Source organism: Streptomyces sp. NPDC043685 (assembly GCF_056436585.1).
This window is the reverse complement of the sequence record NZ_JBWKCH010000001.1, coordinates 356,873-369,748: the sequence shown is the minus strand read 5'-3', so window position 1 is coordinate 369,748 and position 12,876 is coordinate 356,873. Positions and strand designations below refer to the sequence as shown.

13 protein-coding genes and 1 riboswitch are annotated in these 12,876 nt (G+C 73.1%); of the genes, 7 read left to right on the top strand and 6 right to left on the bottom strand.

The genetic code is table 11. The features are described from left to right. The first annotated feature begins 215 nt into the window (after positions 1-215). A riboswitch (cyclic di-AMP (ydaO/yuaA leader) is annotated at positions 216-388 on the top strand. An 8-nt stretch (positions 389-396) separates the two neighbouring features. Next, positions 397-1,575, top strand: coding sequence for a C40 family peptidase (locus AC0665_RS01845; protein ID WP_468635582.1), 1,179 nt, complete (start codon positions 397-399; stop codon positions 1,573-1,575). Between the two features lie 77 nt (positions 1,576-1,652). Beyond that, positions 1,653-2,585: a TDT family transporter gene (locus tag AC0665_RS01840; RefSeq protein ID WP_478704240.1), complete on the top strand. Its 933-nt coding sequence runs from the start codon at positions 1,653-1,655 to the stop codon at positions 2,583-2,585. Here the strand turns inward: AC0665_RS01840 and AC0665_RS01835 are convergent. Next, a complete protein-coding gene (locus AC0665_RS01835; RefSeq protein WP_478605103.1) occupies positions 2,563-2,916 on the bottom strand; it encodes a hypothetical protein in 354 nt (117 codons plus the stop codon). The genes AC0665_RS01840 and AC0665_RS01835 overlap by 23 nt on opposite strands. A gap of 421 nt (positions 2,917-3,337) precedes the next feature. Between AC0665_RS01835 and AC0665_RS01830 the strand changes: the two genes are divergently transcribed. Beyond that, on the top strand, positions 3,338-4,396 hold the full coding sequence (locus AC0665_RS01830) for a C40 family peptidase (RefSeq protein WP_478704239.1): 1,059 nt from the start codon (positions 3,338-3,340) through the stop codon (positions 4,394-4,396). Positions 4,397-4,405: 9 nt separating this feature from the next. Here the strand turns inward: AC0665_RS01830 and AC0665_RS01825 are convergent, their stop codons facing one another. Both AC0665_RS01825 and AC0665_RS01820 read right to left on the bottom strand, forming a co-directional pair. Continuing rightward, complete coding sequence (locus tag AC0665_RS01825; RefSeq protein WP_468406804.1) at positions 4,406-5,146, bottom strand: LuxR C-terminal-related transcriptional regulator; 741 nt, start codon at positions 5,144-5,146, stop codon at positions 4,406-4,408. After that, entirely contained in the window at positions 5,143-6,432 is a 1,290-nt protein-coding gene (locus AC0665_RS01820) for an ATP-binding protein (protein ID WP_478605109.1), read from the bottom strand. The genes AC0665_RS01825 and AC0665_RS01820 overlap by 4 nt, the downstream gene beginning before the upstream one ends. A gap of 177 nt (positions 6,433-6,609) precedes the next feature. On the opposite strand from AC0665_RS01820, the gene AC0665_RS01815 reads away from it, so the two are divergent. Together AC0665_RS01815 and AC0665_RS01810 are read left to right on the top strand one after the other, a co-directional pair. After that, a complete protein-coding gene (locus AC0665_RS01815; protein WP_478605112.1) occupies positions 6,610-8,061 on the top strand; it encodes a PspC domain-containing protein in 1,452 nt (483 codons plus the stop codon). Beyond that, entirely contained in the window at positions 8,048-8,269 is a 222-nt protein-coding gene (locus AC0665_RS01810; RefSeq protein WP_478605114.1) for a hypothetical protein, read from the top strand. The genes AC0665_RS01815 and AC0665_RS01810 overlap by 14 nt, the downstream gene beginning before the upstream one ends. 45 nt (positions 8,270-8,314) lie before the next feature. Here the strand turns inward: AC0665_RS01810 and AC0665_RS01805 are convergent, their stop codons facing one another. Together AC0665_RS01805 and AC0665_RS01800 are read right to left on the bottom strand one after the other, a co-directional pair. Then, a complete protein-coding gene (locus tag AC0665_RS01805) occupies positions 8,315-8,842 on the bottom strand; it encodes a DoxX family membrane protein (RefSeq protein ID WP_363118550.1) in 528 nt (175 codons plus the stop codon). Between the two features lie 115 nt (positions 8,843-8,957). Next, complete coding sequence (locus tag AC0665_RS01800; RefSeq protein ID WP_478605117.1) at positions 8,958-10,334, bottom strand: hypothetical protein; 1,377 nt, start codon at positions 10,332-10,334, stop codon at positions 8,958-8,960. Between the two features lie 184 nt (positions 10,335-10,518). Between AC0665_RS01800 and AC0665_RS01795 the strand changes: the two genes are divergently transcribed. After that, positions 10,519-11,409 (top strand): DUF4429 domain-containing protein, encoded by an 891-nt coding sequence (locus AC0665_RS01795; protein WP_478605120.1) that lies wholly within the window; start codon positions 10,519-10,521, stop codon positions 11,407-11,409. Positions 11,410-11,418: 9 nt separating this feature from the next. On the opposite strand, the gene AC0665_RS01790 is transcribed toward AC0665_RS01795, so the two are convergent. Beyond that, positions 11,419-12,213 carry a class II aldolase/adducin family protein gene (locus AC0665_RS01790; RefSeq protein ID WP_468635566.1) on the bottom strand — a complete coding sequence of 265 codons (795 nt, stop codon included), beginning with the start codon at positions 12,211-12,213 and terminating at the stop codon, positions 11,419-11,421. Between the two features lie 189 nt (positions 12,214-12,402). On the opposite strand from AC0665_RS01790, the gene AC0665_RS01785 reads away from it, so the two are divergent. After that, positions 12,403-12,876 (top strand): pyridoxamine 5'-phosphate oxidase family protein, encoded by a 474-nt coding sequence (locus tag AC0665_RS01785; protein ID WP_468406788.1) that lies wholly within the window; start codon positions 12,403-12,405, stop codon positions 12,874-12,876.

Genomic DNA, 12,876 nt, shown 5'->3' with positions numbered 1-12,876 from the left:
GCCCTCCATGACCGGCCGGTGACGGCCTGCTACACCCTCCCCGATCGCGGACATGTCGTGATCAACCGCCCCGGATCATTCACTCTCCGCAACGCTCATGAGTAAGGTCACGAAAATGTATCGGGCATATCACCCATCAACCTTCACAAGGGCCACACGAATTGGCTACGGTGCGATCAGGCCGCATGACCCCCACCGGCGAACGTCGCCGGGCCGCGCGGCCTCCGCCGAGTCCGGTGTGCCGCAGCGGCAGCCGGAGCCGGGGACCCAACCGTGAACCTGGGGTGAATCGGCCCGACTCCCTGTGCGGAGAAGGCCGTAGGGCAACCCTTCCGAACCATCCGCCCGAACCCGACAGCTAACCCGGTAGGCGGAACGTGGAAGGAGTCGCCTCCCTTGGCGTCGCACCGCAAGTCGCGTCCTACGGGTACGCGCGTGGCAGGCATACGGACCCCCGCCCTCGCAACGGCGGCCCTCACCTCCGTGGCCCTGCTGTCCCAGTCGGCCAACGCCACCCCCGAGGCCGACGACAAGCCCAGCCTGGAGGACGTCGAGAAGAAGGTCGGCGACCTGTACCGCCAGGCCGAGTCGGCCACCGACAAGTACAACGCGGCCAAGGAGAAGACCGCGAAGCAGCGCAAGCGCGTGGACACCCTCCTGGACGACGTCGCCCAGCGCACCCAGAAGCTCAACGAGGCGCGGGAGGAGCTCGGTTCCTTCGCCTCCGCCCAGTACCGCACCGGCGCCGCCGCCCCGGACACGGCCACGTTCCTGCTCGCGGACACCCCGCAGGACTACTTCGACCAGACCCAGCTGATGGACCGGATGACGGGCCGTCAGAAGGTCGCGGTCGACGACTACGTCACACAGCAGTCCGAGACGATGAAGAAGCGCCAGGAGGCCACCGAGAGCCTCGAGACGCTCACCGAGTCGCAGGGCGACCTGAAGGCGGCCAAGGCCACCGTCCAGCGCAAGCTGGCCGATGCCCGCGAGCTGATGTCCCGGCTGACCGCCGAGGAGAAGGCCCGGCTCGCGGCGATCGAGCGGGAGAAGCGGGAGGAGGCCGCCCGCAAGGCCGACGAGCTGGCCCGGCAGCAGGCCGCCCGGCAGACGGCGCAGGAGCAGGCGGCAGGGCAGCAGGACGGCGGGTCCTCCGCGTCGGGGTCCACGGGCTCCGGCTCGTCCTCCACGACCGCCCCGGCCGACTCCTCGTACGCCACCAAGGCCGACAAGGCGCTCGCCTTCGCCCGTGCCCAGATCGGCAAGCCGTACGTGTGGGGGGCCGTCGGCCCGGGCTCCTACGACTGCTCCGGCCTCACCCAGGCCGCCTGGAAGGCCGCGTCCGTCACCCTGCCGCGCACGACCTACGACCAGGTGAACGCCGGCACCACGGTCCCGCTCTCCCAGGCCCAGCCCGGTGACCTGGTGTTCTTCTACGACGACGTCACCCATGTCGGGATCTACATCGGCAACGGCATGATGATCCACGCCCCGAAGCCCGGTACGTACGTGCGCGAGGAGTCGATCTACTACGACGGCGAGTCGGCGATCCACAGCGTGGTGCGGCCGGCCTGACGGTCTTGGTCCGATTTTGAGGGGCACGCGCGCGTGCCCCTCTCCCCGCGCGCACGGCGCTGCCTAGCATCGGCGCCATGCCCGGTCTCTCCCTGTCCGCCGCCCTGTGCGCGATGTACGCGCTGACGACCGGCGCCCTGGCGGTCGGTCTCGACTCGGCGGGGTACGAGACCCTCTCCCGTGTCGCCCTCGTCCCGGCCTGCGCGGCCTGGGCCGGGGCGGTCGCGTACGCCGTGCTGCGGCCGTCGCGGTGGCCGGCGCAGACGCCGGCCGCGCTCACCTTCACGGCGGCGACCGCCCTGATCGGCACCGGCTTCTGCGCGGCCGGCTGGCAGCGGTCGGCCGCGGCGCTGCTGGCGCTCGCGGCCCTGCTGTGGGCGGCGCTGCTCGTCGCGGCGAACCCGGAGCGCCGCGGAACGGTGTTCCTGCGCTGTGCGGCCACCCAGGGGCTGGCGGTGCTCGGCGCCACGCTCGCCGCGGCCGAGTCGGCCGCCTGGCTCGCCCACGCGGCCATGGTGCTGTTCTGGCCGGGGCTGGTGCTCTACTGCGTCGCGCTGCTGCGCTTCCCGCCGCGGGAGGTGACCGAGGGGCGCGGGGACCACTGGCTCGCGGCCGGGGCGCTCGCCCTGTCGGCGCTGGCCGGGGCACGTCTGATCACCGCCGACAGCGCCCGCCTGTACCTGTGGAACGACGACGACCACGCCGTCCTCGGCAGGGTGACGGCCGGGCTGCTCGTGCTCACCCTGGTCTGCTGCGTGGGCCTGCTCACCGCCGAGCTCGCCTGGCCCCGGCACGGCTACGACGTGGCCCGCTGGGCGACCGTCTTCACCGCGGTCGGCACGGCCGCGGCCGCCCTGGCCGTCGCCGCCGCCCTGGACGCGCCCTGGCTCGACGCCCTCGGCGAGGTCCTGCTGTGGATGACCGTGGCGGCCTGGCTCGGCTGCACCGCCTGGGCGCTCACCTCGGCGCGCGCCCGTCCCTCCCGGGTCAGGTCCAGAGCACGGCGATGAAGATGTTCGCCGTGGTCAGCAGACCGACCAGGCCGAACAGGCCCTTGTCCACCTTCTCGTCGTCCCGCTTCACATAGACCAGGCCGAGGATCACGATCAGCAGGGCCAGCTTCACGCCGATCTTGATGTTGTTCACGGTCTGGTCGTCGGCCTGGTTGAGGCCGACCAGCGCCACACCGGTGACCAGCATCGTCAGCGCGCCGTGCAGCATCGCGGGCGTGAAGCGGGCCGTGCCCTCGCCCATCGCCTTCATCTGGGTGAGGAATCCGCCCAGGAGCGCGGCGATGCCGATGATGTGGAGGCCGACGAAGAGGTGGATGAGTACGTCCATGAGGCCGGAGCCTAATCAGGGGCCCGCGGGCCGCCCGACACCGGGCCACTGATGCATATATGCGCCCCATAGCACCCGATCAGGGCCACTCGCGCACGATTCGGCGCATCGGTCATCACACTGAGTGAAGCGTTCGGGGTCGAGACGGCGCTACGGTCGCATACGGTCACCGCCGGTCCTCTCGAGACAGTTCCGCACACCTGCCACCGGCCCGCCTCGGCGACGTTTAGCGTCCTCCTCCAGGTGCCCGGCTCCCCACCGCCGCCCGGGCCAGGGGCGGCAGTCGGACACCACCGCCGAGAAGTCCGGCGGCGATCCGCTTCCCCTGTGCGGGCCGTCGCCGGACGCGCAGGCCGCCCGTCCGCTCCCCTGGCGGCGTATGCGCTCCCACCGGCGGTCGAGGAAAGGACGTGGCCTCCAGGTGGCAGCGCACCGCAAGCCCCGACAGCGCGCATTGGGTGGCGGCAAGGCCCGTACGGCCGCCACGATCGCCCTCGCGGGCGCGGCGACGGCGACGGCCTTCGACGGGACCGGGCACGCCGAACCCCCGCTCACCGCCGGTCAGGTCAAGGCCGAGGTGGACAAGCTGTACCGGGAGGCGGAGGTCGCCACCGAGAAGTACAACGGCGCCAAGGAGAAGGCCGAAGCGGCCGCGCAGCGCCTGAGGAACCTCCAGGATCAGGCGGCACGCAAGGAGGAACGGCTCAACTCCGCCCGCCAGGGCCTGGGTTCGGTCGCCGCCGCGCAGTACCGCGCCGGCGGACTGGATCCCGCGGTGCAGCTCGCCCTGTCCGACGACCCCGACCGGTACCTGGAGAACGCCGAGTTCGTCGAGCGGGCCGGCAACCGGCAGAACGCCGCCGTCTCCGGCGTGCGCAGGCAGCTGAGGGAGATCGAGCAGCTGCGCGGGGCCGCCCACATCGAGCTGACCTCCCTGAAGTCACGCCGGGCGGAGCTGAAGCAGCACAAGAAGACGATCACCGGCAAGCTGGGCTCCGCCCGGCGGCTGCTGTCCCGGCTCGAACCGCAGGAACGTTCCCGGCAGGGCGGATCCGAGGTCCGCGCCTCACGCTCCACGGGCGCGCGGGACACCTTGGCGGCCCCCGGCCCGGCCTCCTCCCAGGCGCCCGACTCCCGGGCGGCCGCCGCCGTCTCCTACGCCTACCAGAAGCTCGGCAGCCCCTATGTGTGGGGCGCCACCGGCCCGAACGCCTTCGACTGCTCGGGTCTGGTGCAGGCCGCCTACCGCGCCGCCGGCGTCTCCCTGCCGCGCACCACGTACTCCCAGATCGCCGCCGGCCGCCGCGTCTCCCGCTCCGAACTGCGCCCCGGTGACCTGGTCTTCTTCTATGCCGGCATCAGCCATGTGGGCATCTACGTGGGCAACGGGCGGATGATCCACGCCCCGAACCCGTCCGCGCCGGTGCGCGTCGCCCCGCTCGACGAGATGCCGTACGCGGGGGCGACGCGGGTGGTGTGAGCGCCGGTGTCAGACCAGCCGGCGAGCCGTCGCCCAGCGCGTCAGCTCGTGCCGGTTCGACAGCTGGAGCTTGCGCAGCACCGCCGAGACATGCGACTCGACCGTCTTCACGGAGATGTACAGCTGCTTGGCGATCTCCTTGTACGCGTACCCCCGCGCGATGAGCCGCAGCACCTCGCGCTCGCGCTGGGTCAGGCGGTCGAGGTCCTCGTCGACCGGCGGCGCGTCGGTGGAGGCGAAGGCGTCCAGGACGAACCCGGCCAGCCGGGGCGAGAAGACCGCGTCGCCCTCCTGGACGCGGAAGATCGAGTCCACGAGGTCCGTGCCGGTGATCGTCTTGGTGACGTATCCGCGGGCCCCGCCCCGGATCACGCCGATCACGTCCTCCGCCGCGTCCGACACGGACAACGCCAGGAAGCGGACCGGCTGCTCGGCGTCGCCCATCAACGGGGCGCAGCGGCGCAGCACTTCGACACCTCCGCCGCCGGGCAGGTGCACATCGAGGAGGACCACCTCGGGCCGGGTCGCGGTGATGACCGTGACGGCCTGGTCGACGTCGGCGGCCTCGCCCACGACCTCGACACCCGTCTGCTCGGTCCGGCCGATCTCGGCCTGGACCCCCGTGCGGAACATGCGGTGGTCGTCCACGAGGACCACGCGCACATGGCGCCCGGGGCCGCCGTCCGACTCCGCGGGGCCGGGCGCCTCCGCCGATCCCGCCGTACCGTTCGCCTCGGTCGGGTCGCTCATGACGTCTTCTCCGCCCTCTCCATCTCCAGCTCGACCTCCGTGCCGCCGTCCGGCACCGCGCGCAGCCGCGCCGTACCGCCGTGGCGCTCCATGCGGCCGATGATCGATTCTCTGACACCCATCCGGTCGGCGGGTATCGAGTCGAGGTCGAAGCCGGGGCCGCGATCCCTGACGGACACGAAGACCGTCCCCCCCTCGACCTCGGCGAAGACCTGTACGGCGCCGCCCTCGCCACCGTACTTGGCGGCGTTCACCATTGCTTCCCTCGCGGCCTGCATCTGTGCGGCGATCCCGTCGTCGAGCGGGCAGTCGCCCACGACCACGACCTCGATGGGCACGCCGTGCTTGTCCTCCACCTCGGCCGCGTTGTGCCGGACGGCATCGGCGAGGGTGGCGGGTTCGTCGGCCTCGTCCTTGCCGGTGCCCTCGGGTTTGTAGAGCCAGGTGCGCAGGTCGCGCTCCTGGGCACGGGCCAGACGGCGCACCTCGTTCGCGTTCTCCGCGTTGCGCTGGATCAGGGTGAGCGTGTGCAGCACCGAGTCGTGCACATGGGCGGCGACCTCCGCGCGTTCCTGGGCGCGGATGCGCATGAGGCGCTCCTCGGACAGGTCCTGCGTCATGCGCACCAGATACGGTCCGGCGAGCAGCGTGATCCCGACGAGCACCGCGAGGGCCGCCTGGAGCACCGAGCCGAGGTGGGCCGCCGATCCTTGCAGGACGAAGATGCCGGAGACGCCGGCCGTCACCAGCAGCACTCCGCCCACCGAGCGCAGCAGCGTCACCGTGCGCCGGCGGCGGCCGACCTCGGCCCAGCGGGCCCGGCGGGCGTTGTCCGCCTGCCGCCAGACCAGGGCGACGCCCGCGCCGACGAGCACCATCGGCCAGAGGTAGACCCTGGCCCCGCCGCTGAGATTCACGTTGCCCACGAAGACCATGGCCACCACGACCATGAGGAGCAGGGCCACGATCTGGCCCTTGTCGGGCCTGCGCGCGACGCGTCTGCGGCGGCCGTCGGGCGAGGTCTCCGCGACCGGGGGCGGCGGTTTCTGCGCCTCGACCCCGCCGACGCCGAGCGGGACGAAGAACCAGAACGCGGCGTACAGCAGCGCGCCGAGGCCGTCGGCCATGAACAGGCCGACGAAGACGAGCCGCACCCAGATCACGGGCAGCCCGAGGTGCCCGGCGAGCCCTCGCGCCACGCCCCCGAGCCAGCGTCCGTCACTGCTGCGGTAGAGCTTGCGCGGCGGCCGCGGTTCGGCGAGTGGCGCTGCTGCGGCTTCCGACATGCCATTGATGGTCACACGCGCGGCAGGCCGGAGCATCAGGGTCGTCCCCTAGAGCTCCCCTGATCTGCGTGGGCCACCCCTCGGGCGGTCGCCGGGCGGCCCCTCAGGGCCGATATCAGGGTCCGGCCAGGGTCGTTCCGGCTCCCGCCCGGGCGCCGCGCCCGTCACCATGGACCCATGACCGATCACGAGCACGCCGCGACGGGTCCGGGACCCGGCTCCGGCCCGCGCCCCGCCCCGGGTGCCGGGCCGCAGGGTGCCGCGCCCGCCGCGGGCTCCGCACCCGGGCGCGCGGACGCCGGAGAGCAAGGGGGAGCACCCGGCGCGGCCGCCTCCGCCGAGGAAGCCGTCCCGGCCGGGCCGCCCCACGCCTTCCGCCGCGACCGCCGCCACAAGACCCTGGCCGGCGTCTGCGCGGGGCTCGGGCGGCAGTGCGACATGGACCCGGTGATCTTCCGCATCACCCTCGCCGTGCTCTCCGCCACCGGCGGTATCGGTCTGCTGTTCTACGGCTTCGCCTGGCTCTTCGTCCCGTACGACGACGAGGAGGAGAACGAGGTCCGCAAACTGCTCACCGGCCGCGTCGACGGCCAGGCCCTGGCGGCCGTGCTGTTCGCGCTGGTCGGCTGCGGGGTGTTCCTGACCATGCTGAACAACGGCGGGGTGCTGACCTTCGCCGTGGTCCTCTCGCTCCTCCTCGCGGGCGCCGGTTACTGGTCGCGCCATCGCGGCACCCCCAGCCCCGACCCGCTGGCCGCGCAGGCGGTCGCCGACGCCCCGCCGGAGCCGCAGGCGCCGCCGGTGTTCCTCACCGGCCCGTCCTGGTGGCGCGACCCGATCGTCAAGGACGGCACCCACATCGGCGGCACGGGCTATCTGTGGGGCCCGCGCGACACCCACGACCTCGATGTCGCGGCGGCCGTCGACGTCAGCCTCGGCACCCGGCCGGGCGCCCGCGAGGACCGGCCCGCCCCGCGCTCCCGGCCGCCTCAGCGCGGGCCGCGCTGGATCGGCGGCTGGGTCTTCCTGCTGGCCCTGCTCGCGGGAGCCCTGGGCACCAGCCGCACCTGGGACGGGCACCCGCTCGGCACCAGCCTTCAGACGGGCCTGGCGTGCGCGCTCGCCGTGCTGGGCCTGGGCATGGCCGTCAGCGCCTTCCTGGGCCGCACGGGCGCCGGCTCGATCCTCCTGGCGATCGTCACGGCAGGTCTGCTCGCCGGAGCGGCGGCCCTGCCCAAGGACATCGACACCCACTGGGCGCGCACCACCTGGCAGCCCGCCGACGTGACGGACGTACGGCCGCGCTACGACCTGGGCACGGGCGTCGCCACCCTGGATCTGAGCAGGCTGGACCTGACGGGGAAGCAGACGGTGACGACGCGGGCGGAGGTCGGCATGGGCAGGCTCAGGGTGGTCGTGCCCGAGGAGGTGACCGTGCGGTTGAACGCCGAGGTCGGCATCGGCGACCTCCATCTGCCTGGCGACGACCCGAAGGACCTGGACGTGCGGCCGGACCGCCACCAGGAGATCACCCTCTCTCCCGCCGAGGGGGCCGGGAGGTCCGGCACCATCGACCTGGATCTCCAGGTCGGCATGGGAAAGGCAGAGGTGGCCCGTGCTGCGTCATGAACTCCAGCCCGGGAAGCTGGTCGCCGGCGCCGTCCTGATCCTGGTGGGCGTCCTGTACGCCGGTGACGCGGGCGGCGCCTGGGAGACCCCGTGGTTCGTGGCGATCCCCCTCGTCACGGGCGGGCTGTGCCTGGCGGGCGCGGTGGCGTTCCTGACGGGCCGAGCCCGGCGCCGCCGGAGAGGCGCCGCGGGCACGGACCCGGCGTGACGCGGGCGGCCCACGGGCGTGGACCCGGCCTGAGGCGGGCGGCCGCTAGCGGTACCCGCCGCGCCGCCGTCGTCGGGAGCGCAGCGCGGCGTCGAGGGACAGCAGGGGCGCGCCCGCCAGGATCAGGGGTGTCCAGGCCATGAGGTAGGCGAGGTCGTTGCCGTAGTAGTACGGGTCGGAGGCCCAGCTCACGGTCAGCCACAGGCTCAGCGAGATCAGCGCGCCGCCGAGCGCGGCCAGACGGGCGAGCAGGCCGAGCAGGGTGCCGATGCCGACGGCCAGTTCCCCGAAGGCGATGGCGTAGCCGAACCCGACGGGGCTCTTGAGGGAGAGGTCGACCAGGGCGGGAAGGGCGGAGGAGTCGCGGACGGCGCGCATCATGTCGCCGATGGACCCGGGGCCGGAGTCCCTCATGAAGGCGCTGTCGGTGAGTTTGTCCAGCCCGGCGTAGATGAAGGTGACGCCGAGGAAGAGGCGCAGGGGCAGCAGGGCGTAGCGGGTGGCGTTGTCCCGCCAGTCACCCCCCTCACCGAAGTGGGGGACGTGCGTGTCTGTTCGCATACCGTGAGTCATCGCTGCTGGCCGCCTCTCGCCGGTGCCGAGCCCCCTGACCGACCATACGTACGACGAAGGGGCCGCGCTCAATCCTGCGCGAACGGCTTGTGCGGTCCCGCCGGTGGGTGCCGGCTCACTCCGTCACGTCGACCGCGTACCGGTTCGTCTCCACTCCGGCCGCGGTGACCACCTGCACCTCGACCCGCCCCGGTTCCACGTCCGCCGGCACCGGGACCGTCAGCAGGGTGTCCGTGGGGTTGCGGAACCCGCCGGGCACCGGCACCAGCGGTACGTGGACGTGCACCGCGCCCACCCGCACCACCATCCGGGCCAGCCGGTCGGCCCCCTGCGCGCCGGGCGGCACGAACCCGGCGCCCCGGATCTCGATGTCGTCCCCGGTGCGGATCGGCCCGTCCAGGTCACCCGCCTCCCGGGCGCGGACCACGGAGAGGATGACCGGCCGGCCGCCCTCGGCGTACTTGCCGGCCAGGTACGTCGCCGCCGACACCAGCACCACCAGCGCCAGTCCCCACGGCAGGTCCGGCAGTTGTTCCGGCCGCCTGGCCAGCCGTACCGCCGCGAAGACCAGGGCGACACCGCTGATCACCACGTACTGGATGTCGGCGAAGGTGCCCCGCCCCGCGTCGTCGGTCAGCAGGTCGGCGGCCCGGGGCCGGTCGGCGCGGATCTTCTGCAGCCGTTGCCCCAAGACCCGCAGCCCGACCACCCGCCGCACGAGCACGGCGATCCCGCACACCACGGCGAGCACGGTCACGACCCCGGCGCCCCGGGCGAGGTCCAGCCCGGAGATCAGCGCGTCCCGCTCCCGGCCCCGGGAGGCTGCGGCGAGCCGCCCGGCGAGCACGAGGACCGCGTACGCCACGAAGAGCACCCAGGCCGCCGCGACCGTGCGGGAGGTGGACAGCCGGTTGTCCTCACCGATCACCGGCGCCAGCACCCCGCCCTTCGCCCGGTGGAACCACGACGCGGCGGTCAGCGCCGGCGCCGTGATCAGCGCCGCGGCCAGCCCCGCCGTGCGCGCCGCCGTCCAGCCCGCGCCGACCGCCGTGAGGGCCTGCCCGAGGAGCAACAGCACGACGGCGGCCCAGACCACGGCCGTCGTGCGGCGCCACAGGCCGGTCAGCCAGGCCTGCCCCTCGGCCCGCCTGCGCTCGGCGACATGCTCGGCGGACTGGGCCAGTGCCTCGGAGACCCACTGGCGGGACGCCGAAGCGGAGTGGGCCACCGAGGCCGGCAGCCCCTGCCCGGCCGCGAACTCGTCCCGTCGGCGCAGGAACGCGGCGACGGCCCGCCGATGCCCTTCACGCGCCCCGTGCGGGCAGTCCCCGCAGGCGCACCCGCCCCCGTGATCGCCGCCGGGTCCGCCCGGATGTCCGCCGGTGTACCCACCGGCGTAGCCACCCGCAGGGCCCTCGCCATGGACGCCCGCCCGCGCACCGCTGTACCCGCCCGCGTCCGCGCCGCCCTGTCCCGCCTCCCGCACCGCCACGCCCGACGCCCGCCTTCCCGCGACCCAACAGCGCCGGCCTTCCGGAACCCCGGAAACACCGCTGCGCAACTCCCCTGCGACGACAGCGAATTGTGCCCTACGCCGCCGGGTTTCCGTCCGACCGTTCTGATCAACACGGGTGAACTTCGGCGTGCCGCGTTGACCCGGCGGGAAGAATTGCCCTATGGCCGAGATCATCCAGCGCGACGGCACCTGGGTCTTCGACGGCGACACGATCCGGATCACGCCCGGCCTGCACCGTTGCGTGCCGCTGTTCCGGCAGACGTACGGCGAGGTCGTCGTGCCGCTCGCGGCGGTCTCGGGCGTCACCCTGGGCCCCGAAGGCGGCCGCGGCCGGCCGGGGTTGCGGCTGCGGCTGCGTGAGGGCGCCGACCCGCTGCTTCGGGCCACGGGCGGGCGGCTGCCGGACGCGGCCGACCCCTGCCGGCTGACGGTGGACGCCGACCGGGCGGGGGTCGCCGAGTACCTCGCCGAGGAGATCCGCCGCGCGCTGCTCCTGGACCAGATCCCTCAGGGCCCGGCGACGGCCTACCTGTTGCCCGGCCCGCCGGTTCCGGTGTCGGTGCGCACCTCGGACGGGACGGTCTCCTTCGACGGCACGCGGGTACGGATCGACTGGGCCGACACCTCCGAGCGGGTCAAGCGCGCCACCGGCCCGCGGATCATCGGCATCGACGACCTCGTGCGGGTCGAGTGGCTGCCGAACACCGGCTCCACAAGCGGCTGCCTGCGCTTCGTGACGCGCGAGACGGTCTCGTCGAGACTGCCGCCGGAGAAAGACCCGTACGCGCTGGACCTGTGGGGCAGCGCCCGCCGCGATCTCCTCGCGGTCCTCGTCGCCACGGCGGTCACCGCCCGGCTCCCGCACCCGTCCGCGCGTGCCGGCGCCGAAACCGGCGAACCACCCGCCGGTTCTTCCGCGGCGCCCCCGGCCGGCGACCACCACGACGTCCTGCTGCGCCGGCTGCGCGAGCTGGGCCGCCTGCACCGCGACGGCGTCCTCACCGACGAGGAGTTCGCGAGGACGAAGGCGGCGGTGCTGCGGGGGTTCTGAAGGCGTCGCCTAGTCCAGCAGACCCGGCTCGCTGCGGCTGATGTCCTCCCACATGGGCTGGTAGTTGATCCACGCCACCAGGTCGCCGCCCAGTTGCTCCCGGGTCGCCACGGCCATCCGGTGGTCGATCCGGACCGGCCGGCCGGCCGCCTGCGCGGTCAGCTGCACCTGGCAGGAGCGCTCCATCGACACGAACCACCAGGCCGCCGCGTCCACCGAGTCCCCGACGGTCAGCAGCCCGTGGTTGCGCAGCACGAGCGCCTTGCGGGAGCCGAGGACGGCCGCGATGCGCCGCCCCTCGTCGGCGTCGACGGAGACGCCGGTGTAGGTGTCGTAGAGGGCGTGATCCTCGTAGAAGGCGCAGCTCTCCTGGGTGATCGGCTCCAGCAGCTCGCCGAGGGCCGCGAGCGCCCTGCCGTGCACGGAGTGGCAGTGGGCGACGGCGACCACGTCGGGCCGGGCGGCGTGGACCTGGGCGTGCACGGTGAAGGCGGCCTGGTTGACGTGGTAGCCGCCCTCGACGACCTGGCCGTCCTGGTTGGCGAGCACGAGGTCGCTCACGGTGACGTGCCGGAAGGGCATCCCGAACGGGTTGACCCAGAAGCAGTCGCTGAATTCGGGGTCACGGGCGGTGATGTGCCCGGACACGCCGTCCTCGAAGCCGAGCCGCCCGAAGATCCGCAGGGCGCCCGCGAGCCGTTCCTTGCGGTGCCGGCGCTCGTCCTCGACCGACTCGTGCATCGGCGGCATGGCGAACCGCAGCCGGTCGGTGGGCAGCGGCAGGGGCGGAGTGGGCCCGTGCATAGGTCCTCCAGCGCTGGTTCTGCGTACGGGCGGAAATTACCGTCCGTGAGGCCGGGAAGAACAGGAGCGAATCGTGAAGATGACACGAGCGCCCCTGTGAGCACCGTGTGCCCATTCGTGTGCCCCCTGGCTCCCCGACCCCACGAATAGCCGACAGAAGATGTCGGATTTCGGCGCGACACTCTCCCCATGACTGCGAACTGGGCGGCTTTCGTCACCGCCGAACCGGATCTGGCCGCCACCGTCGAGAAGCGCTTCGGTGCCTACACCCACCACATCCTCGCCACGCTCCGCAAGGACGGTTCGCCCCGCACCAGCGGCCTGGAGGTGCGGTTCCTGAACGGCGAGCTGTGGCTCGGCATGATGCCGCACTCGCTCAAGGCCCTGGATCTGCGCCGCGACCCGCGCTTCGCCCTCCAGGCGAACCCCGGGGAGGGCACGGGCATGGGAGGCGGCGACGTCCGGATCAGCGGCCGGGCGATCGAGGTCGAGGACGTGGAGACCAAGGCCGGATACGTCGAAGAGGTGGAACCGCCGGAGCCGTTCCACCTCTTCCGCACCGAGCTGACGGAGGTCGTGCGGACCTCCGTCGAGGACGACACCTACCTCGTCGTCCAGGTCTGGACGCCCGGCGCGCCCCTGCGCACGGTCAAGCGCACGTAG